18 protein-coding genes and 1 pseudogene are annotated in these 20,487 nt (G+C 73.0%); 9 read left to right on the top strand and 10 right to left on the bottom strand.

Annotation, left to right across the window (positions count from 1 at the left end):
* Positions 1-94: 94 nt before the first annotated feature.
* Both AAW13_RS34770 and AAW13_RS34765 read left to right on the top strand, forming a co-directional pair.
* Positions 95-1,306, top strand: coding sequence for a CoA transferase (locus AAW13_RS34770; RefSeq protein ID WP_046731369.1), 1,212 nt, complete (start codon positions 95-97; stop codon positions 1,304-1,306).
* Positions 1,303-2,667, top strand: a pseudogene (locus AAW13_RS34765) (amidohydrolase family protein); the annotation flags it as partial. The gene AAW13_RS34770 and the pseudogene AAW13_RS34765, both read left to right, overlap by 4 nt.
* Here AAW13_RS34765 and AAW13_RS34760 read toward each other — a convergent pair.
* From AAW13_RS34760 to AAW13_RS34725, 8 genes are all read right to left on the bottom strand, one after another.
* Entirely contained in the window at positions 2,578-3,570 is a 993-nt protein-coding gene (locus AAW13_RS34760; protein ID WP_079179077.1) for an NAD(P)-dependent oxidoreductase, read from the bottom strand. The pseudogene AAW13_RS34765 and the gene AAW13_RS34760 sit on opposite strands and share 90 nt — an antisense overlap.
* A complete protein-coding gene (locus tag AAW13_RS34755; protein WP_046731367.1) occupies positions 3,570-4,121 on the bottom strand; it encodes a DoxX family protein in 552 nt (183 codons plus the stop codon). Before AAW13_RS34755 ends, AAW13_RS34760 begins: the two co-directional genes overlap by 1 nt.
* On the bottom strand, positions 4,118-5,035 hold the full coding sequence (locus tag AAW13_RS34750; protein WP_206306321.1) for an alpha/beta fold hydrolase: 918 nt from the start codon (positions 5,033-5,035) through the stop codon (positions 4,118-4,120). The genes AAW13_RS34755 and AAW13_RS34750 overlap by 4 nt, the downstream gene beginning before the upstream one ends.
* Positions 5,032-6,729 carry a thiolase C-terminal domain-containing protein gene (locus AAW13_RS34745; protein WP_046731366.1) on the bottom strand — a complete coding sequence of 566 codons (1,698 nt, stop codon included), beginning with the start codon at positions 6,727-6,729 and terminating at the stop codon, positions 5,032-5,034. Before AAW13_RS34745 ends, AAW13_RS34750 begins: the two co-directional genes overlap by 4 nt.
* A 14-nt stretch (positions 6,730-6,743) precedes the next feature.
* Positions 6,744-8,108: a cytochrome P450 gene (locus AAW13_RS34740; protein WP_046731365.1), complete on the bottom strand. Its 1,365-nt coding sequence runs from the start codon at positions 8,106-8,108 to the stop codon at positions 6,744-6,746.
* Positions 8,109-8,154: 46 nt separating this feature from the next.
* On the bottom strand, positions 8,155-8,346 hold the full coding sequence (locus tag AAW13_RS34735; RefSeq protein ID WP_046731364.1) for a ferredoxin: 192 nt from the start codon (positions 8,344-8,346) through the stop codon (positions 8,155-8,157).
* Between the two features lie 187 nt (positions 8,347-8,533).
* Complete coding sequence (locus AAW13_RS34730) at positions 8,534-9,394, bottom strand: mycofactocin-coupled SDR family oxidoreductase (protein ID WP_046731363.1); 861 nt, start codon at positions 9,392-9,394, stop codon at positions 8,534-8,536.
* A gap of 104 nt (positions 9,395-9,498) precedes the next feature.
* On the bottom strand, positions 9,499-10,314 hold the full coding sequence (locus AAW13_RS34725; protein ID WP_206306320.1) for an NAD(P)-binding domain-containing protein: 816 nt from the start codon (positions 10,312-10,314) through the stop codon (positions 9,499-9,501).
* Positions 10,315-10,569: 255 nt separating this feature from the next.
* Here AAW13_RS34725 and AAW13_RS34720 point away from each other — a divergent pair, with 255 nt between their 5' ends.
* From AAW13_RS34720 to AAW13_RS34710, 3 genes are all read left to right on the top strand, one after another.
* Positions 10,570-11,784: a CaiB/BaiF CoA transferase family protein gene (locus tag AAW13_RS34720; protein ID WP_046731361.1), complete on the top strand. Its 1,215-nt coding sequence runs from the start codon at positions 10,570-10,572 to the stop codon at positions 11,782-11,784.
* Between the two features lie 118 nt (positions 11,785-11,902).
* On the top strand, positions 11,903-12,739 hold the full coding sequence (locus AAW13_RS34715) for a TauD/TfdA dioxygenase family protein (RefSeq protein ID WP_046731360.1): 837 nt from the start codon (positions 11,903-11,905) through the stop codon (positions 12,737-12,739).
* Positions 12,736-13,494, top strand: coding sequence for an SDR family NAD(P)-dependent oxidoreductase (locus AAW13_RS34710; RefSeq protein WP_046731359.1), 759 nt, complete (start codon positions 12,736-12,738; stop codon positions 13,492-13,494). Before AAW13_RS34715 ends, AAW13_RS34710 begins: the two co-directional genes overlap by 4 nt.
* A gap of 154 nt (positions 13,495-13,648) precedes the next feature.
* On the opposite strand, the gene AAW13_RS34705 is transcribed toward AAW13_RS34710, so the two are convergent.
* Positions 13,649-14,368, bottom strand: coding sequence for an enoyl-CoA hydratase/isomerase family protein (locus AAW13_RS34705; protein ID WP_046731358.1), 720 nt, complete (start codon positions 14,366-14,368; stop codon positions 13,649-13,651).
* Positions 14,369-14,483: 115 nt separating this feature from the next.
* Here AAW13_RS34705 and AAW13_RS34700 point away from each other — a divergent pair, with 115 nt between their 5' ends.
* From AAW13_RS34700 to AAW13_RS34685, 4 genes are all read left to right on the top strand, one after another.
* Positions 14,484-16,046: an AMP-binding protein gene (locus tag AAW13_RS34700; RefSeq protein ID WP_046731357.1), complete on the top strand. Its 1,563-nt coding sequence runs from the start codon at positions 14,484-14,486 to the stop codon at positions 16,044-16,046.
* Between the two features lie 38 nt (positions 16,047-16,084).
* Entirely contained in the window at positions 16,085-17,263 is a 1,179-nt protein-coding gene (locus AAW13_RS34695) for an amidohydrolase family protein (RefSeq protein ID WP_046731356.1), read from the top strand.
* 1 nt (position 17,264) lies between these two features.
* Entirely contained in the window at positions 17,265-18,710 is a 1,446-nt protein-coding gene (locus AAW13_RS34690; RefSeq protein ID WP_046731355.1) for a FadD3 family acyl-CoA ligase, read from the top strand.
* A 62-nt stretch (positions 18,711-18,772) separates the two neighbouring features.
* Positions 18,773-19,039 (top strand): hypothetical protein, encoded by a 267-nt coding sequence (locus AAW13_RS34685; protein WP_240528814.1) that lies wholly within the window; start codon positions 18,773-18,775, stop codon positions 19,037-19,039.
* Positions 19,040-19,210: 171 nt separating this feature from the next.
* On the opposite strand, the gene AAW13_RS34680 is transcribed toward AAW13_RS34685, so the two are convergent.
* Positions 19,211-20,377 carry an acyl-CoA dehydrogenase family protein gene (locus AAW13_RS34680; RefSeq protein WP_046731354.1) on the bottom strand — a complete coding sequence of 389 codons (1,167 nt, stop codon included), beginning with the start codon at positions 20,375-20,377 and terminating at the stop codon, positions 19,211-19,213.
* Positions 20,378-20,487 lie beyond the last annotated feature (110 nt).

Raw genomic sequence — 20,487 nt, 5'->3', positions numbered from 1 at the left:
GTGCCCGGCACCCGGCGGACCGTCGGCGTCTCCTCCGGGCCCGCCACGCCCCGGAGCCTGCGAACCGGCCCCGCCCCGGCCCGAGTTCGATCCTGTGCGCGTCGCGGCGGACTGGGCCCGCAGCGGCGTCCCCCTGCTGACGGGATGCCCCGACGGGCCCCCGCTGCTCCCGCCCGGTGGGGCGGCCACCCTCGCGACCCTGCTGGCCGACCACGTCACCGCCGCCGGTGGGGCGAGGCTCGACGGAGCCCGGCTGCTCGCCGAACGGGCCGCCCTGACCGGCCGCGGACGGCGGGGACGGCTGTCGGTGGGCGGGAGTTGCCGGCTGCTGCCCACCCGGGACGGCTGGGCAGCCGTGTCCGTCGCGCGTCCGGACGACGCGCTGCTGTGGAGCGCCCTGATCGGCCGCGACCTCGACGCCGCGGCGCTGCCCGGCCGGTTGGCAGACTGGCTCGCCACGCACGACGGCGCCGACCTCGACGAGCGGGTGGAACTCCTGGGTCTCGCGGGCGGTTCGGTCCGGCCCCGGCCGGACCGGTCCTGCCCGTTGCCCGGAACACCCCGTGACGCGCGAGGGCTGCTGGTGGTCGACTTCAGCGCGCTGTGGGCGGGGCCGCTCTGCGCGCACCTCCTCGGCACGGCGGGAGCGACGGTGGTCAAGGTGGAGACACCGTCCCGTCCGGACGGCGCGCGCTTCGGTGACCCCGCCTTCTACGACCTGCTGCACGCCGGGCAGGCCTCGGTCGTCCTCGACCCCGCCGAGGCGCACGGCCGGGCCGCGCTGCACGCCTTGGTGGACCGCGCCGACGTGGTCGTCGAGGCCTCGCGGCCCCGGGCGCTCGCCGGATTCGGACTCGACGCCGAGGCGGCGGCGGCCCGCGGCTGCACCTGGGTCTCCGTCACGGCCTACGGGCGTGCCTCGGGACGGGTCGGCTTCGGTGACGACGTGGCCGCCGCCCGCGGCCTGCTCGGCACGGACGCGGACGGGCGGCCCGTGTTCGCCGGTGACGCGGTGGCCGACCCGCTCGCCGGTCTGCTCGCCGCCGCGCTCGCCCTGTCCGAGCCGCCGGACGGCGGCGGCGCGGTCCTGGACGTGGCGATGGCCGACGTGGTGTCGGCCTCCCTGGCCCTGTCCGCCGGTGACGGCGTCCGCCTCGTCGGGCACGGTGACGACTGGCTGGTGGAGAGCGGCGGCTCCGCCTACCCGTTGGCCGCTCCGCAGCCGCGCCGGCCGGCCGGCAACGCCCCGGCGAGCGGCGCCGACACCGTCTCCGTACTGCGCGGCCTCGGGATCCGGGTGCCGTGAGGGGCCTGCTGATCCGGGACGCGGAGGTCGAAGGCCGGCGGTGCTCGGTCCGCGTCCGAGGTGGGCTGATCGAGGAGATCGCCCCGGCCCTCACGCGCGCGCCCGGCGAGGAGGCGTTCGACGCGGCGGGCGGGGCCCTGCTGCCCGGCCTGACGGACCACCACCTCCACCTGTTCGCCCTGGCGGCCGCGTTCTCCTCCGTACGATGCGGCCCTCCGGACGTCCGCGACCGTGCGGCGCTGCGCGCGGCGCTGCACCGGACCGCCGCGGACGGGCACGGCTGGATCCGGGGCGTCGGGTACGACGAACGGGTCGCCGGGGACCTCGACACCGCCGGACTGGACGCGCTGCGCGCGGACGTTCCGGTGCGTGTGCAGCACCGCAGTGGAGCGCTGTGGGTGCTCAACTCCCGTGCCGCCGAACGCGTCGGCCTCACGCACGGACGTCATCCCGGTGTCGAACGCGACACCGGCGGACGGCCCACCGGCCGGGTCTGGCGGGCCGACGACTGGCTGCGCGAACGGCTGCCCGAGGCCGCCGTGCCCCCGCTGACGGCGGTGGGCGACCGGCTGGCCCGTCACGGCATCACCGCGGTCACCGACGCCACCCCGAACCTGACCGCCCGGTCCGTCGACGCGCTCGCCGCGGAAGCGGACAGCGGCCGCCTGCCGCAACGGCTGCTGCTGCTGGGAGCGCCGCTTCGTCGGGCTCCGGGCGGGCCCGGTGCGCCGCTCGGCACACCGCCGGTCGCGCGGCCGGGGCCGGTGCCGGGGCCGTGGAAGATCGTCCTCGCGGACTCCGGGCTGCCGGACCTCACCCTGCTGACCGAGGAGATCGACGCCGCGCACCGGCTGGGCCGTGCCGTGGCCGTGCACACGGTCACGGCGGTGTCGCTCGCCCTCCTGCTCGCGGCGCTGGAGCAGACCGGCGTGCTCCCCGGCGACCGCGTCGAACACGCCGCGGTGGTACCGGCGGAGGCCGTGCCCGTCGTACGGCGCCTGGGGCTGAGGGTGGTGACCCAGCCCGGCTTCCTCGCCGACCGGGGTGACGCGTTCCTCGACGCCACCCCGCCCCATGAGCACGCCGACCTGTACCGCTGCGCCTCGTTCCTGCGCGCCGGGGTCCCGCTGGCCCTGTCGAGCGACGCACCGTACGGGCCGCTCGACCCCTGGTCCGTGATCCGGGCCGCCACGACGCGCCGGGTCCCCGGCGGGCGTACCGCGAACCCCGCCGAACGGGTCACCGCCGCCGCGGCGTTGGCGTCGTACCTCTCACCGCCCCGCTCCCCCGGTTCCCCTCCCCCTCGGCTGCGCGGCGGCTCGGCCGCCGACCTCGTCCTGCTGTCCGTGCCGCTGGCCGTCGCCCTGTCGCGTCCGTCGGCCGAGCTGGTGCGGCTCACCGTCGTCGACGGCCGGGTCCGCCATGCCCGGCCCTGAACCGCCCCTCGGGTTCTGCCCGTTCATCAGGGCGAGGGCGGCGCGCGCGGCCGGCAGGACGATGTCGGGGACGGCGCCGGCGGTCTCGGCGACGTCGGTCGCCAGCCGGACGTCCTTGCGGAGCAGGGGGCCGGCCCTGTCCCCGAACCGGTCCAGGGTGCCGCCGGCCGCCGCCACCCGGTTCAGTGCGAAACTGCCCGCGCTGCCGTGGGCGAGGACCCTGGCGAGGGCCTCCGGGTCGATCGCGAGGCCCCGGCCGAGGGCGAGGGTGTCGGCGGCGGTGGCCAGATTAGCGGTGAACAGGACGTTGTTGAGGAGCTTGGCCAGTTGTCCGGTGCCGAGCGGCCCCATGTGCACGACCGGGTCCGCGTAGGTCGCGAACACCGGACGGCAGTAGGCGACGGTGCCGGGCTCGCCCCCGGCCATCAGGACCAGTCTGCCGCGGGCGGCCGCCGGGCCACCGCCGCTGACCGGGGCGTCGACCAGGGCGACGCCGTGGGTGCGGGCCCGGTCGGCCAGGCGGCGGCAGGTGTCGGGATGGACGGTGCTGTGCACGGCGACCACCCCGCCCTCGCGCAACCCGGCCAGGACGCCGTGCTCGCCGGTGAGGATCTCCTCGACGTCCGCGTCGTCGACGACGCAGACGCAGACCAGGTCGCTGGCCGCGGCCAGGTCCGCGGGGGAGGCGGCGCGTGCGGCCAGGGTGTCACCGAAGGGGACGAGGGTGGCGGGCCGGCGGGCCCACAGCGTCGTCCGGTAGCCGGCGTCCACGATCCTGCGGGCCATCGGGGCGCCCTGGCTGCCCAGGCCGATGAATCCGACGCGCATCAGCGGGCCTCCTGCTCGGCGGGTTCGGGACCGGGCGCCGGTTCCGGCGTGGGCGTGGGCGCGGGCGTGGGGCGCCAGAACACGGCGAGCAGGCCCGCGGTGGCCACCGCGGCCACGCCGAGGGCGAGGCCCGCGCCCGTCCAGCCGTCGAGGCCGAGGCCCGCCGCGTGGTCCAGCGAGGCGCTGCCCGGGCCCAGGACGGCCAGCGCCAGGGCGGTGACGGCGAGGGTGAGGACGTACTCGTAACCCTCTCTGAAGACGAAGAAGCCGTTGGGCCGGTGGGCGAGGAGGCCCGCGACCAGCATCACCGACAGGACGGCCGCGCAGGCCAGCGGGGTGAGCAGTCCGGCCAGCAGCAGCACGCCGGCACCGGCCTCGGTGACCACGCTCAGCCACGCCTGGAGTGTGCCGTGGGTGAGGCCCAGGCCGGTGAACCAGCGGGCCGTGCCCGCGATCCGGCCGCCGCCGCGCCAGTGGTTGAGGCCGTGCGCGATCATGACGACGCCCAGCACCAGGCGCAGCAGCAGTGCGACGGCATCGGTTTGGTTCATCCCGCTCTCCCTTGTCGTGGCGGCAGGGCGTAGCCGGTCTCCCGGGCCACCGCGCACTCCTCGGCGAACGACAGCACCCTGAGGTGGTAGGCCCGGGCCGAGTGCCCGAGGCTGAGGTTGTGTCCGGCGTCGCGCTGTTCGTGGACCCGGACGCGGGGCGACGCCGTGAAGAGGGAGGCGATGTCGGCGAGGGCGGCGGGGCCGGAACTCCACACCTCCTCGTGGTCGCCCAGGGTGAAGTGCACGGGTACGCGTACGCGGGCCGCCAGGTCCGGGAACTCGTACCGCCAGCCGCGGGCGGCGGACTCGTAGGCGGGCGAGGCGGCGGCGATGCTCGCGCCGCCGTGGACCTCCGGCGGGTAGAGGTGGCTCGCGCCCCAGAGGGCTTCGCGGAGCCGGTCGCGGGCCCGGCCGGGGCGGCGCAGTTCCTCGTCGCCGCTCTCCAGGAAGCCCACCGAGCGCGGGTGGTGGTGCCGTCCGGTGCCGGCGATCTCCAGGCCCAGCAGGGTGCGTCCGCGCTCGTCGGCGGCCATCCGCACGGCGAGTTCACCGCCGGCGGAGTGGGCCGCCAGGAACACCCCGCCGCCCGCCGGGCGGACGGCGAGCAGCCGGTCCAGGGCCGCGTAGGCGAGGTCGACCCGCCGGGCCGGGTCGGTCAGCCGGGGCGCGTGGGGCAGGGAGGCGCCGTAGCCGGGCCGGTCGAGGGCGACGACCGTGAAGCCGAGGGCGGCTCCGGTGCGCAGCAGCGAGAGCCGAGGGTGGCCGGGGCAGTCGAAGTAGGCCGAGTCGGTGCCGCCGCCGTGCAGGGCGAGGACGACGGCGCGTGGCTGTCGTACCCAACTCGCCCGGTAGGAGAGGGAGATGTCGTCGACGCGCACCGCGCCGGACACCACGTCCGGATGGCTTTCTGTCACGTGTCCGTCCTGAGGAGAATGGCCCCGCCGGGCGTCAGCCCGCCGGTACTGACCACCGCCACCCGGGCCCCGGGCACCTGGCGGGCGCCGCCGTCGCCGCGCAGTTGGACGACCGCCTCGTGGACAAGCCCCATGCCGTGGGTGCGGCCGTGGGAGAGCTGGCCGCCATGGGTGTTCAGGGGCAGTACGCCGTCGCGGGCGATGTTCTTGCCGCCGTCCAGGAAGTCCTTCGCCTCGCCGATGCCGCAGAAGCCCAGCGCCTCGATCCAGGACAGGCAGTTGAAGCTGAAGCCGTCGTAGAGCTCGGCCACGTCGACGTCGGCGGGGCGCAGGGAGGTACGGGTCCACAGGTGGGCGGAGGGTCCGAGGGTCTGGGGTTCGTGGGTGAGGGTGCTCTGGTCCCATTCGATGCGTTCGGTGATCCGGGTGCCGACGGCCTCCACGAGGACCGGTGGCCTCGCGAGGTCGCGTGCGGTGTCGCGGGCCGAGACGACGACGGCGACGGATCCGTCGCAGGGGACGTCGCAGTCGTAGAGGCCGAAGGGGGTGGTGATGGGGCGGGCCTGGAGGTAGTCGTCCATCGTCATCGGGGCGCGGTAGATCGCGGTGGGGTTCAGGGCCGCGTTGGCGCGCTGGTTGAGGGCGATCCAGCCGAGGGTCTCGCGGGTGGTCCCGTAACGGTGCATGTGCCGCTGGGCGTTCTGGGCGAGGGTATGGGCGGCGGAGGTGGCGCCGAAGGGCTTGAGCCAGCCGGGGTCCGCGCCGCCGGCCACGGGGACCCTGCCCTCTTTGACGAGTTCGGCGTGGCTGGACTCCCACACGGTGCGGAAGCAGAGCACATGGCGGGCGAGGCCGCCGGCCACCGCGAGCATCGCCGAGATCAGGGAGCCGCCGGGGCCGAAGGTCTCGCTGCCGCCGTTGTGCCAGGTGGGGCGGATACCGAGGGCCGCCTCCAGGGCGGTGACGCCGCCCTCGGCGAAGCCGCCGTAGGCGCCGGCGCCCGGGTAGCTGGCCAGCCCGTCGATGTCGTCCAGCGTGAGTCCGGCGTCGGCGACGGCGGCCTCGCAGGCCTGGACGGTGAGGGAGAGCGGGTGGATCCTGAGCCGGCGGCCGAGCGGGGAGGCGCCGATGCCGGTGAGGGCGACGTCGTCCTCGAACCTCCTTGTGCTCCGCGTCGGTCGTATGCGGCGCGTCGTCTGGCCCGGTGCGGTCTCGTCGGCGGGGAGCGGTGCGGGTTCCCCCTGCTCGGCGGCCGGCCGGAACAGCGGCAGCCACACGTCCTCCCCGGCCCGCTCGAACACGGCTTCCATGCGCATGCCGAGGGCTAGTCCGCCGGGGTCGCACCCGACGGTGTTGGTGGTGAGCCGGATCCGGGGGTCCTCGTCGAGGGCGACCTGCGCGACGACGTACGGCGCCGGCAGGCCGGGGAGGCTGAAGCGGTGGCTGACGGTGAAGCCGATGAGGGTCGCCCGTCCGGAGACGGCCCGTACGCCCATCTCCCGTCCGCGGCAGTACCGGCACACGGGCTGCGGCGGGTGGATCAGGGCGGTGCAGGACGTGCACTCCTGGATCCGCAGCCGGCCGTCCGCCCCTGACGTCCAGAAGAACTGGTTCTGGTCGGTGACCAGGGGCAGCGGACGCCCTGGGGACGCGGCTGCCGGACCGGCCGGACCGGATTCCGGGGATGCGGCCACTCGTCGACTCCCTTTCAGCGTTCGGTCTTCGCCCGGCCGGGGCGTGTGGTCACCGGCTCGGCGAGCCGCTGCTCGTCGCAGGCCTTCTGGAGCGTCTCCAGCGTCTCGTCGAGCGAGGGGCCGAGGCGCCTGCCCGGGGTGAAGGCCGCCGGGAGGTGCCGCATGCCCTGGATGACGCCGATGGTCTCGTAGTGGACGGTGCCGTCGGGGTCGCAGCGGTAGTCCGGTATCCGGTCCAGCACGGCCGTCACCATCCGCTTGAACACCGTGCGGGCGACGTTCGAACCGATGCAGCGGTGGATGCCCAGGCCGAAGCTGCTGTGCCGGTTGCCCTTGCGGTCGAGGTGGACGCGGTCGGGGTCGGGGAAGACGGCGGGGTCCCGGTTGGCCATCGCCCAGGACAGCCACAGGCGTTCACCCTCCTCGAACCGCTGGCCGGCGATCTCGCAGTCCGCGGAGATGGTGCGGCCGTCGCCCGGCGCCGGAGTGAAGAAGCGCAGGAACTCCTCGGTCGCCGAGTCCAGCAGGGTGTCCCGTTCCCGGCTGAGCCGGTCCCGCTCACCGGGATGCTGCGACAGCCACTCCAGGGCGTGCGCGGTCAGTGCCGTGGTGGTGTCGAAGCCGCCGCCGACGAGCAGGGCCAGCACGCCGACCAGTTCCTCGTCGGACGGCCGCCGTCCGTGGATCTCGGCGTGTACGAGGGCGTCGACCAGACCGGGCCTGGGGTGCTCCCGGATCTCCAGCAGGGACCTGTAGAGGCTGCGGCCCATGTTCCGGCTCAGCTCCAGGACCCGTGCCATGTCGGGCGAGTGGGGCGGGGTGTAGACGGAGGCGTGGGCGGGCTCGTTGTAGACCGTCCAGTCCTTGAGCGGGATGCCCAGCATGGCGAGGGTGAGGACGGCCGGGACGACGTTGGCGAGGTCGTCGACGAAGTCGATGCGGCCTTCCTCGATCTTCTCGTCCAGACAGGCGCGTACGACCTCGTCGACGAAGGGGATCCAGCGGGCGACGGCCGCCGGGGAGAGGTAGGGGTTGAGCGCCTGGCGGTAGTGGCGCTGGCCGGGCGGGTCCATCTCCAGGAAGCCGCCCTGCTGTTCGCGGGAGCGGGGCGGCGAGGGGATGGTGATGCCCTTGTAGCCGCGCCGTTCGCCCTTGACGTCGTGGTCGTTGGAGAGGAACTCGGCCGCGCGGGCCAGTTCGAAGACCTCGCGGTTGCCGCTGGCGACCCAGTGGCCGCCGTGGGTGTCGGTCCAGGCGATGGGGCACTTGGCGTGCAGGTCGTGGGTGATCTCCTCGAACTGGTCGCGGTACTCCGGTGTGTGGCGGTCGAAGTGCACCCGGTGCTTCTTGCGGTCGTCGTCGGCGCCGGCCTCGCTCATGGCTCTGCCCTCCTTTCGGGGAAGTTCGGCTGGAGGTTCGGCTGGCTCAGAAGAGCTGGATGGCCCGTTCCGGGCAGGAGTGCGCGGCCTCCCGGACCTGCTCCTCCTGGTCGGCGGGGACTTCTTCGCCGACGGCCGAGGAGTGGCCGTCGATGTCGTCGAGCTGGAATGCCTTCGGAGCGATCATCGCGCAGAGCGTGTGGCCCTGGCAGCGCTCCGGGTCGACCCGTACCTTCACGGTGCCTCTCCCTGTTGACCTGGGGTTCAGACGGTGGCTCTCGGGGCTGGGCGGTGGTCGGTCGCCGTCGGCCCGGGGTCTCGGCGGTGGTCTGCTCCCCGTCGCCCTGGGGTTTCGGCGGTGGTTGGTCGCCGTCGGCCTGGGGTTTCGGCGGTGGTTGGTCGCCGTCGGCCTGGGTTCTCTGGGCTCAGCGGCGCCAGTCGTACCACTTGAGGTAGCCGCCGGCGTCCACCCGCAGCTGGGTTCCCGTGATGTAGCGGGCCTCGTCGGAGGCGAGGAAGAGCAGGGCGTTGCTGATGTCGCGCGGCTCCACGAACGGGATCGGCATGGCCTGCTGCACGGCGAAGGACGGCTCGGCGTCCGCGCGGGTGGGATGTTCGAGGTCGGGCCGGAAGGACTCGTACATCGACTCGTTTTGCAGCATGTGGGTGTCGACGTTGGTCGGGTGCAGGACGTTCGCGCGCTGGTTCAACGGGGCCAGGTTGCGGGCGAGTTCGTGGACGTACTCGGACAGCGCCCGCTTGGCGAAGGCGTACCCCGCGCCGCCCGGGTTGGCGCCCGGGGTCTGGACGATGCCGTGGTCCATCAGGGCCGCGGTGGAGCCGGTGGCGATGACGGAGGCGCCCTCGCGCAGGTCGGGGAGACAGACCTGGATGGTGTTGATGGTGCCGATCAGGTCGACGTCCACGGCGTCGCACCATGCTTGCAGCTTGGGTTCGCCGCGCAGCGGGGCGATGCCGGCCTGTGCCACCACGATGTCCAGGCCGCCGAGTTGTGCCAGGCCCGCGTCGAGGGCGGCGCGCAGCTGGGCGGTGTCGCGTACGTCGGCCTGCCGGGCGACGATGCGCCGCCCCTGTTCCTCGACCAGGCGGACGGTCTCCTTGAGGTCCTCGGGGGTGGCCATCGGATAGCGGACCGTCTCGTAGTCGCGGCAGATGTCCACCGCGATGATGTCGGCGCCTTCCTCGGCCAGCCGCAGGGCGTGGCTGCGCCCCTGGCCGCGCGCCGCGCCGGTGATGAACGCGACCTTGCCCTCGACTCGTCCCATGGGCGGTGTCCCTTCTTCGGTGGTTGTACTTCGTTCCCGGGCCGCGGGGTGGCCGGTGGTCGGGGTCGCGTCGTCGCCTCGGCTCCGGTGCGTGGCTCGCCTGCTCAGCCGCCGTTCCCCGGTACGGTCGCGTCGGACAGGGCGTCGAGGGCGGGGGCGAGGGCGCCGAGGTCGGCGCCGAGCTCGGCGGCGACCGCGTGCACGACGTCCATGTCCTTGCCGAGGAACTCCCTTGTCGCGCGGGCGAACTCGGTGACCGAGCCGTGGCGTACGACGCCGGCGAGCGCGCGGCTCGATGCGCTGCCGTGGGTGAGGGCGTCCAGCAGGAGGCTTTCGTCGACGCCCAGTCGGCGGCCGAGGCGGGTGGCGTGGGCGAGCAGTCCGAGCTGGCTCGCGAAGACGGTGTTGTTGACGAGCTTGACCCGTTGGCCGAAGCCCAGCGGTCCGACGTGCAGCACGGGGTCGGCGTAGCTGCGCAGTACGGGCCGGACGCGGGCGACGGTGTCGGCGGCGCCTCCGACGTAGAGGGTGATCCGGCCGGCCGTCACGTCGGGTGGGCCGCCGCTGACCGGTGCGTCGACGACGCCGATCCCGCCTGCCGCGGCCCGGTCCGCCACCGCCTGGACGGTCCGGGGGCTTCCGGTGGTGTGGACGACGAGGGTGCTGCCGCTCGGCATCGTGGTCAACAGCCCGCTGTCGAGGCAGACTTCACGCACCTGCCCGTCGGTGCGGACACACACCAGTACGACGTCCGCTCCCTCGCCGACCTGGGCGACGTCGGGGACGACCTGCGCGGGCTCCCGGCCGAGGGCGCGGCGGGCTTCGGGGGTCCTGCCGGTCACCCGTACCCGGTGGCCCGCCCCGGCGAGCCGTCGCACCACCGGCAGGCCCATCCGACCGGCGCCCACGACTCCGATCACAAGAATCTCCTTTCCGGATGCGAGAACCATACTTTCAGAAAGTTGACGCCGGAACCCCCTTCTTACGACTTTGTGTTGCTGCGCGACAGCGTCAAGACCACGTCTCCGACGACGTGACGCGGGATCCTCGGACGGGTAGGGTTCTCAAAATCGAGAACTTGGTTTCCGGCGTCCGGGAGGCGACGGGATGCCACTCCCGAACAGCGCCGGTCTGGAGGAGTTCATGGAGCGCAAGACCTTCGGGGAAGTGGTCGGATGAGCGGCGACGGCCCGCTGGCCGGAATACGGGTCCTGGAAGTGGCGATGTACGGGTTCGTCCCGTCCGCGGGTGCGGTGCTCGCCGACTGGGGCGCTGACGTCGTCAAGGTGGAACACGCCGTCAGCGGCGATCCGCAGCGCGGGCTGCGGCAGACCGGCACCTTCAGGGTGGAGGGCGACCCCAACCCCAACGTGGAGCACGCCAACCGGGGCAAGCGCAGCATCGGTCTGGACATGGCGCGGCCCGAGGGCAGGGAGGTGCTGTACCGACTGGCCGCACGCGCGGACGTGTTCCTGACCAGCTTCCTGCCCTCGGCGCGGCGGCGGTTCGGCATCGACGTGGCCGACATCCGGGAGGTGAACCCGAGGATCGTCTACGCCCGTGGCAGCGCGCTCGGCCCGCGGGGCGGCGAGGCGGACCGGGGCGGGTACGACATGACGGCGTTCTGGGCCAGGGCCGGCACGGCGGCCAGCCTGACACCGGCCGGCACGGAAGGGATGATCCCGCCGCCGGTGCCCGCCTACGGCGACACCATCTCGGGCACCAACCTGGCCGGGGGCATCGCGGCGGCCCTGCTCAAGCGCGAACGCACCGGCGAGCCGTCCGTCGTGGACGTCTCCCTGCTCGGCAGCGGGGTGTGGGCGATGGGACACGGCATCGCGCTCTCCCTCCACCTCGACAAGAGCTGGGTCGCGTCGCCGCCCGGGACCCACAACTCCCCCGCCAACCCGCTGACGGGGCTGTACCGCACGGCCGACGACCGCTATCTGTCGCTCGTGATGCTCCAGCCCGGCAAGTTCTGGGCGGACGTGTGCCGGCACATCGGCCGCCCGGAGCTGGCCGACGATCCGCGCTTCGCGACGGGCGAACGGCTCGCCGCGAACACGGAGGAGGCCGTCAGGATCCTGCGCGAGGTGATCGCCACGGGCACCCTGGCCGAGTGGTCCGAGCGCTTCGCGACGCTGGCCGGCCCGTGGGCGCCCGTGCAGGACTCCCTGGGGGCCGGCCGGGACGCGCAGGTCCGGGCGAACGAGTACGTCGTCCGGGCCGGTGAGCTCGAACTGGTCGCGAATCCGGTGCAGTTCGACGTCACCGCACCGCGGCTGGGCCCGGCGCCGGAGTTCGCGGCACAGACCGAGGAGGTCCTGCTGGAGCTGGGGCTGGACTGGGAGCGGATCCTGGCGCTGAAGGAGGCGGGGGCGGTGACGTGACCGGCACCGCCCGGACGGACGGCACGGCGGTCGTCCCGGCCTGGCCCTCTGCCACCGGAACGGGATTCTCGCTCACCGACAACGATCCCACAGGAACCGAGAGAAGGGCCGCATCCGTATGCCCGTCACCGTCACCGAACTGACCCCCACCACCGGCGTGGAGATCACCGGACTCTCCGGGAGCCGGCTGGTCGACCCCGGTGTCGCGGAGGAGTGCCTGACCGCGCTGGAGCGGCGCGGAGTGGTGATCTACCGCGAGGCCGACGTCGACGACGCCGACCTGGTCGCGTTCAGCAGGCTGCTCGGCGAGGTCGTCCCGCTGCCGATGGGCGGTCACCCGACCCACGGCGAGATCCAGCGGATCACCCGCGACCCGTCGAAGAGCCCGCTGGCGGCCTACCGCGAGTCCACCTTCTTCTGGCACATCGACGGCACGACGGAGCAGGTACCCAACAAGGCGACCCTCCTGACGGCACGCCAGGTGTCGGACGACGGCGACGGCGACACCGAGTTCGCCAACACCTACGCCGCGTACGAGGCGTTGCCCCGGGCCGAGCGTGAGGAGCTGGACGGCCTGCGCGTCGTGCACAGCTTCGCCGCCTCGCAACTGCTCGTGACACCGGACCCGTCGCCGCGGGAGCGGGCGGCCTGGGACCGCAACCCGGCCCGCGAGCACCCCCTGGTGTGGACCCGCGGCAGCGGACGCAGGTCACTGCTCATCGGCGCGACGGCGGGCGAGGTGACCGGCAGGCCGGCGGCCGACGGCCGCGCGCTGCTGGGCCGGCTCCTGGACTGGGCGACCCGGCCGGAGTTCACCCTGCGCCACCGCTGGCGCCAGGGCGATCTGGTGATCTGGGACAACACCGGAATGCTGCACCGCGCCCTGCCGTACGGCCCGGGGTCCGCCCGGCTGATGCACCGCACCTCGCTGCTCGGCGAGGAGGCGGTCGCATGAGCGAGCGGCGTACCGCCCTCGTCACGGGCGGCGGTTCGGGCATCGGGCGCGCGATCGCGCAGCGGCTGGCCGAGGACGGCTTCGCCACCGCCGTCCTCGACCTGAACGGGGAGGCGGCCGAGGAGGCCGCCGAGGAGTCCCGGCGCAAGGGGCACGTGGCGGTCGCCTTCGGAGGCGTCGACGTGTCCGACCGGGGGCAGGTGGACGCGGCGGTGCGGCGGGTGCGCGAGACGCTGGGCGGCCCGGTGCTGGTGCTGGTCAACAACGCCGGGATCAGCGAGGTGGGCCGGTTCCTGAAGATCACCGACGAGACCTGGAACCGGATCATGGCGGTGAACCTCAACGGGCCCTTCTATCTCTGCCAGGCGGTCGTGCCCGACATGCGGGAGGCGGGCTGGGGCCGGATCGTCAACATCTCCTCGTCGAGCACGCACTCGGGGCAGCCGTACATGGCGCACTACGTCGCCTCGAAGTCCGGGCTCGTCGGGCTCACCAAGTCCCTGGCCCTGGAGCTCGGTCCGGACGGGATCACGGTGAACACCATTCCGCCCGGTTTCATCGACACGCCGATGCTGCGCGACTCCGAGGAACGCGGTCTGCTCGGCGGGTCGGTGGACCACCACGCGGAGCTCACCCCCGTACGGCGGCCGGGGCGCCCCGAGGACATCGCGGCCGCGTGCTCGTTCCTGGTGTCGGAGGAGGCCGGGTACATCACCGGACAGGTGATCGGGGTCAACGGAGGCCGGAACACCTGAGTCCCGCGGGAGGGTGTCCCCCCTGGGTTTCGTCAACCCGCAGGGACACCCCCTCCCGCGCACGTGACGCAACCGGCGTGTCCGCACCCTCGCGCGCGCCCGCCGCCGAGCCGATGATGGCGCTGTGGCGAGAGGGACCCGGGGCACCGGCAGCTCACTGCCCGCGGCGCAGCGCCCGGTCCGCGGCGTCCCAGTGCGCGTCCGAGGCCCAGAGCCGGGCGAAGGCGTGCACCGCCTCGTCCGGCGAAGTGCCGCCGCCGACCACTTTCTTGATCTCCGCCGCGGGGCCGGTGGCGAGGGAACGCGCCAGCGAACGCCATTCCGTCCCGAAGGAGGCGCGCGGCACCACCCGGTCCACCAGGCCGGCCCGCTCCGCCTCGGCGGCGCCGAGCACGGCCCCGGTACCCGCGAGCAGCAGTGCTGTGCCGCGTCCGACCAGGACGGCGAGGCGTTCGGCGCCGCCCCAGGCAGGCATGATCGCGAGGGTCACCTGGGTGAAGCCGATCCTGATGTCGTCGGCCGCGACACGGATGTCGGCGGCGACCGCGACCTCGGCCCCGCCGCCCAGGGCATGGCCGTTGAGCGCGGCGACGACAGGGGCGGGAAAGCCGGCGATCCGGTCGCACAGGCCCCGCATCCGCCAGGCCATGGCCGCCGCCTCGTCCTCGGTACGGATCGCGGCGAGTTCCTTGAGGTCTCCCCCGGAGACGAACGCCCGGTCCCCGGCTCCCTTGATCACCAGTGCCCGCGCGCCCGCCGCCGCATCGAGCGCCTTCTCCAACTCGTCCATCGTGGCGAGCGAGATGGCGTTGCGGGCGTGCGGGCGGTCGATCGTGAGGACGGCCAGGCCGTCGTCCAACTCCAGGTCGATCACGCGATTCCCCTCTGGAGATATTGGCATTCTCGTTTTGCGAGAATAGCGTATACGCCGCTGATCAGCACCGTCCGATGCCTCGAAGAGCCGCCCGTCGCAGTGGAGGTAGCCGCAGATGCGAAAGATCCCCGTCGAGCTGGTGGAGCGCTATGAAGCCGAGGGCTGGTGGACCCGGGAGACGATCGGTGACCTGCTGACACGGGGTCTGGCGGCCGCGCCCGACACCGAGTTCCGGGTGCACTCGGGCGTCCGGCCCTGGGCGGGCACCTTCCGGGAGGTCGAGGCCGTCGCGCGCCGGCTCGCGGCCGGGCTGCGGGAGCGGGGGGTGGGGCCCGGTGACGCGGTGGCCTTCCAGCTGCCCAACTGGATGGAGGCCGCCGCGGTGTTCTGGGCCTCGGCGTTCCTGGGGGCGGCGGTCGTCCCGGTCGTCCACTTCTACGGGCGCAAGGAGGTCGGTTACATCCTCGACGCTGTCCGGCCGCGCGCCTTCGTCACCGCCGAGCACTTCGGCCACCTGGAGTTCCGGCCGGACCTGTGCGCGGACGTGCCGGTGGTGGCGGTGGTGGGCGAGGCGGTCCGGGGCCGGGCCCACGCCGAGCGCTTCGAGGACCTGCTCGGCGGCACCCCGCTCACCGGGACGCTCCCGGCCGACCCGGCCGGCACCGCCCTGATCGCCTTCACCTCCGGCACGACCCGCGACCCGAAGGGCGTCGTGCACAGCCACCGGACCCTCGGCCACGAGACCCGGCAGCTCGCCGCGAGCTACCCGCCCGACCGCGGCAGGCAGCTCACCGCGGCGCCCGTGGGCCACTTCATCGGCATGGTCAACGCCTTCCTGATCCCCGTCCTGGACGGCACCCCCGTGCACCTCACCGACGTCTGGGACCCGGCCCGGGCCCTGCGGCTGATGAGCGGCCACCAGCTCCACGTCGGGGGCGGGGCGCCGTACTACGTCACCAGTCTCCTCGACCACTGCGACTTCACCGAGGACCATCTGCGGTACCTGCGCTACGCGGGGCTCGGCGGATCCACCGTGCCGGCGGCCGTCACCACGCGGCTGGCCGGTCTGGGGATCCGGGTGTTCCGGGCGTACGGCAGCACCGAGCACCCCTCGATCACCTCGTCCCGGTACGACGCCCCCGAGCCCAAGCGGCTGTTCACGGACGGCACCGCGCTCCCGGGCGTCGAGGTCAGACTGGCCGAGGACGGCGAGATCCTCAGCCGGGGTCCGGACCTGTGCCTCGGCTACACCGACCCGGCCCTGACGGCGCGGGCGTTCGACGAGCAGGGCTGGTACCGCACAGGCGACCTCGGAGAGGTGGACGAGGACGGCTACCTCACGGTCACCGGCCGCAAGGCCGACATGATCATCCGGGGCGGCGAGAACATCAGCGCGCCGGAGGTCGAGGAGGTGCTCCTCACGATGCCGGGTGTCGCGGAGGCCGCGGTGGTCGCCGCTCCCGACGCCCGCCTCGGCGAGCACGCGGCCGGGTTCCTGCGCCTGCTGCCCGGCCACCCGATGCCCGAACTGGCCGAGATGCGCGCCCACTTCGAGCGGGCCGGCCTGGCCAGGCAGAAGTGGCCCGAGGAGCTGCACGAGGTGGCGGACTTCCCACGGACGGCGAGCGGCAAGGTGCAGAAGTTCCGGCTCCGTCAGGACATTGCCGTACGCGACTGAGGAGAATAGGATTCTCTCAAAACGCAAAGGAGGATTCCATGTCTTCGCGTGCGCTGCCGTATTTGCTCTTCGACGCGGACAACCACCTGTACGAGACCGAGGAGGCGCTGACCAAGTTCCTCCCGAAGCAGTACGCGGGTGCGATCGAGTACGTACAGGTCCGCGGCCGTACCAAGATCGCGATCCTCGGCCAGATCAGCGACTACATCCCCAACCCCACCTTCGAGGTGGTCGCCCGGCCCGGCGCCATGGAGGAGTACTTCCGCGTCGGCAACCCGGACGGCAAGTCCCGCCGGGAGATCTTCGGGGAGCCGATGCGCTCCGTGCCCGCCTTCCGTGAGCCGGGGCCGCGGCTGGAACTGCTCGACGAACTCGGCGTGCAGCGGACGCTGATGTTCCCGACGCTGGCGAGTCTCATCGAGGAGCGGATGCGGCACCACCCGGAGCTCATCCACGCCGTCATCCACTCGCTCAACGAATGGCTCCACGAGACCTGGTCGTTCAACTACAAGGACCGGATCCTCACCACCCCGGTGATCACCCTGCCGATCGTGGAGAAGGCGATCGCGGAGCTCGACTGGGCCGTGGAGCGCGGCGCGCGGGCGATCCTGGTCCGGCCGGCACCGGTGCCCGGGTACGGCGGCTCGCGGTCCTTCGCGATGGAGGAGTTCGACCCGTTCTGGAAGCGGGTCGTGGAGACGGGTGTGCTGGTGGCGATGCACTCGTCCGACAGCGGGTACTCGCGGTACGCCAACGACTGGGAGGGCAACAGCGCCGAGATGCTGCCGTTCAAGTCGAACGCCTTCCGCCAGGTGAACGAATGGCGGCCGATCCAGGACGCGGTGGCCTCCTGGGTGTGCCACGGCGCCCTGTTCCGCTTCCCGGAACTGAAGATCGCACTGATCGAGAACGGATCTTCCTGGGTGGCCCCGCTGCTCGACCAGCTCGCCGACGTGTACAAGAAGATGCCGGAGCAGTTCCTCGGCGACCCGGTGCAGGCGGTCAAGGACAGCATCCACGTCAGCCCGTTCTACGAGGAGAACCTGAGCGAACTCGTCGACCTCATCGGCGTGGACCGGGTGCTGTTCGGTTCGGACTACCCGCACCCCGAGGGCCTGGCGCGGCCGGCCTCGTACGTCGACGCCATCCAGGGGCTGAGCCAGGCCGACCAGGCGAAGATCATGGGCGGCAACCTGTCCCGGCTGATCCCCGCGTGACATGACGGCTCGTGCCACGTGGGACACCATCCCCCGGATGGTGCTGAGCGCGGCCGACCGCTTCGGTGCCGCCGAAGCGGTCGTCGACGGCTCCCTGCGTCTCACCTTCGCCCAGCTCACCGAGCGGGTGCGGGTGGCGGCGGGCGCCTTCGCGTCGCTGGGGGTGGGCAGGGGCGACCGGGTGGCGATCTGGGCGCCCAACTCCGCGGAGTGGATCGTGGCCGCTTTCGGGCTGCTGACCGCCGGCGGGGTGCTCGTCCCGGTCAACACCCGGTTCAAGGCGGACGAGGCGCACGACATCGTCGTACGCAGCGGCGCCAAGGCCGTACTGGTCGAACAGGGCTTCCTGGGCCTGGAGTTCACCGGGCCGCCCGGCGTCGCGGTGATCGACCTCAAGTCCGGCTTCCTGGACAGCGGTTCGCCGTTCGTGCGGGAAGTGCGCGGCGACGACGTGGCCGACATCGTCTTCACCTCGGGCACGACCGGCCGGCCCAAGGGCGTCATGATGACGCACGCCCAGACGCTCCGCCTGTACGCCGAGTGGTGCGACCTGGCCGATCTGCGGGAGGGCGACCGCTATCTGATCGTCAACCCGTTCTTCCACATCTTCGGTTACAAGGCGGGCTGCATCGCCTCCCTGATCCGCGGGGCCACGATCCTGCCGGTGCCGGTGTTCGAGGTGGACCGGGTGCTCGACCTGGTCGAGCGCGAGCGGGTGACCATGCTTCCGGGGCCGCCGACCCTCTACCACTCCCTTCTGGAGGCCCGGCGGGAGGGCGGCCGGGACCTGTCGTCGCTGCGGTGCGCGGTCACCGGGGCGGCCGACATCCCGGTGGAGCTGATCCGCCGGATGCGCGACGAACTCCCCTTCCGGTCGATCATGACCGGCTACGGCCTCTCCGAGGCCGGCACGGTCACGGCCTCCCGTCCCGGGGACTCCTTCGAGGACATCGCCACCACGGTGGGCACCGCCTGCGACGGCGTGGAGCTCCGGATCGCCGACGACGGGGAGGTGCTGGTGCGCGGCTACAGCGTGATGCGCGGCTACCTCGACGACCCGCGGGCGACCGCCGAGGCCGTCGACGGGGACGGCTGGCTGCACACCGGCGACCTCGGCACCCTGGACGCGCGCGGGCACCTGAGGATCGTGGGCCGCAAGAAGGACATGTTCCTCGTCGGTGGCTTCAACGCCTACCCGGCCGAGATCGAGGGTTTCCTGCTCGGCCACCCCGCGGTGGCGCAGGTCGCGGTGATCGGTGTGCCGGACGCGCGGCTGGGTCAGGTGGGCAAGGCGTTCGTGGTGCGGCACGGGCCGGTGACCGAGGCCGAGCTGATCGCGTGGAGCCGTGAGCGCATGGCCGGGTTCAAGGTTCCGCGGTCCGTGGAGTTCCGGGAGGAGTTGCCGGTGAACGCCACGGGCAAAGTGATGAAGGACCAGCTGCGATGACCGCGGAGATGACCACGGACGGGAACCGGGCCCCGATTCCTCCCGGAGAACGGAGATCACACGTGACGGCCTACCCCGTTGCCGCACCGACGGCGGAGATGTCACCGGCCCGGATCGAGCGGCTCGACGACGAGATCATCGCGCTCCTCGCCCGTCGGCGCGCGATGGCCCAGGAGCTCCCGCCGCCGGCTCGCGCCCGCGCCGCCGACCCGGCCTTCGCGGAGACCGTCCGGGGTGTCACGGACCGCTACCGGCAGGAACTCGGTGGCGCCGGTGAACTCGTCGCCCGCGCGGTCATGGTGCTGTGCGACCCCAGCCGCGAGGACTGAGGAGGGGTTCCCGGGAACCCCGGCCGGTGCGACGGTGTCCAGGTCGGTTCGGATCGGAGGCAGCGAGCAGACCGCCGACGGATCGACGTCGGCGCGGCGGGCCGGTCCGACCGAGCGGCCTGGCCGGGCGTCCGGACCGGGCGGCCGCTTCGGCCTCCGCGCGGGCGCTTCTCAGTAGGACCGGGGCAGCCCCAGTACGTGCTGGGACACGTAGTTCAGCACCATTTCCTGGCTGACGGGGGCGAGCCGCAGCAGCCGTGACTCGCGGAAGTAGCGTTCGACGTGGTACTCGCGGGCGTACCCCATGCCGCCCAGTGTCTGCACGGCGCGGTCGGCGGCCTGGAAACCGGCGTCGGCGCACAGGTACTTGGCCATGTTGGCCTCGCGGCCGCACGCCAGCCCCCGGTCGTAGCGCCAGGCGGCGTTGCGGGCCATCAGGCGGGCGGCGTCCAGGCGGGTGAGGGCTTCGGCGAGCGGGAAGGCGATGCCCTGGTTCTGGCCGATGGGGCGGCCGAAGACGACCCGGTCGCGGGCGTAGCGGGTGGCCGCGTCCAGGGCGGCACGCCCCAGGCCCAGGGCCTCGTGGGCGAGCAGGATGCGCTCGGGGTTGAGGCCGTCGAGGAGGTAGCGGAAACCCTCGCCCTCCTCGCCGATGCGGGCGCTCGCCGGGACGCGCAGACCGTCGATGAAGATCTCGTTGGAGGCGACGGCGTTGCGGCCCATCTTGGGGATCGGGCGGATGTCCATCGCCGTGCGGTCGACGTCGACCAGGAACACCGAGATGCCCTTGGTGGGCTTGTCGACCTGGTCGCGCGGGGTGGTACGGGCGAGCAGGACCATCTTCTGGGAGTCGCCCGCCTTGGTGATCCAGATCTTGCGGCCGTCGATCACGTAGTGGTCGCCGTCGCGGCGGGCGAAGGTGGAGATGCCGGTGGTGTCGGTGCCGGCGTCGGGTTCGGTGACGCCGAAGCAGACGTGCAGGTCGCCGGTGGCGGCGTGCGGGAGCACCTCGCGGCGCAGCTGCTCGCTGCCGTGCCGGGCCAGGACGTTGAGGCCGAAGATGGTCAGGTGCATGGTGCTGCACCCGTTCATGCCGGCACCGGAGGCGGCCACCTCCTCCAGCAGGAGCGAGGCCTCCAGCACGCCGAGTCCGCCGCCGCCGTACTCCTCGGGGACGGCGATCCCCAGCCAGCCCGCCTTGGCGAAGGCGTCGTAGAAGCTCCAGGGGAACTCGGCCCGCTCGTCCTGCGCGGCCCAGTACCCGGGCCCGAAGGAGGCGGCCAGCTCACGGACGCCGGCGCGGATGTCCTCCTGCTGTTCGGTCAGCTCGAAATCCACACGGCCCCCCTGGGACACGGCCTTGGGCGAACACAACCCGGAACCCACCCATGGAGAATGGGTGGAGAATGGAGTTTCCTTCTCAGTAGAATATCGTTCGCAGCCGGGGA

This window comes from Streptomyces humi (assembly GCF_001005085.2).
Taxonomy (GTDB): Bacteria; Actinomycetota; Actinomycetes; order Streptomycetales; family Streptomycetaceae; genus Streptomyces; species Streptomyces humi.
Note: the sequence above shows the minus strand (reverse complement) of the source record. Positions and strands in the feature narration are given on the sequence as shown.

What these genes read in the sequence shown, in the direction of transcription:
- AAW13_RS34760 (WP_079179077.1), bottom strand. Translation starts at nt 3,570, where the DNA reads ATGCGCGTCGGATTCATCGGCCTGGGCAGCCAGGGCGCCCCGATGGCC.
- AAW13_RS34730 (WP_046731363.1), bottom strand. Translation starts at nt 9,394, where the DNA reads ATGGGACGAGTCGAGGGCAAGGTCGCGTTCATCACCGGCGCGGCGCGC.
- AAW13_RS34690 (WP_046731355.1), top strand. Translation starts at nt 17,265, where the DNA reads ATGACGGCTCGTGCCACGTGGGACACCATCCCCCGGATGGTGCTGAGC.
- AAW13_RS34710 (WP_046731359.1), top strand. Translation starts at nt 12,736, where the DNA reads ATGAGCGAGCGGCGTACCGCCCTCGTCACGGGCGGCGGTTCGGGCATC.
- AAW13_RS34700 (WP_046731357.1), top strand. Translation starts at nt 14,484, where the DNA reads ATGCGAAAGATCCCCGTCGAGCTGGTGGAGCGCTATGAAGCCGAGGGC.
- AAW13_RS34715 (WP_046731360.1), top strand. Translation starts at nt 11,903, where the DNA reads ATGCCCGTCACCGTCACCGAACTGACCCCCACCACCGGCGTGGAGATC.
- AAW13_RS34755 (WP_046731367.1), bottom strand. Translation starts at nt 4,121, where the DNA reads ATGAACCAAACCGATGCCGTCGCACTGCTGCTGCGCCTGGTGCTGGGC.
- AAW13_RS34740 (WP_046731365.1), bottom strand. Translation starts at nt 8,108, where the DNA reads ATGAGCGAGGCCGGCGCCGACGACGACCGCAAGAAGCACCGGGTGCAC.
- AAW13_RS34695 (WP_046731356.1), top strand. Translation starts at nt 16,085, where the DNA reads ATGTCTTCGCGTGCGCTGCCGTATTTGCTCTTCGACGCGGACAACCAC.
- AAW13_RS34720 (WP_046731361.1), top strand. Translation starts at nt 10,570, where the DNA reads ATGAGCGGCGACGGCCCGCTGGCCGGAATACGGGTCCTGGAAGTGGCG.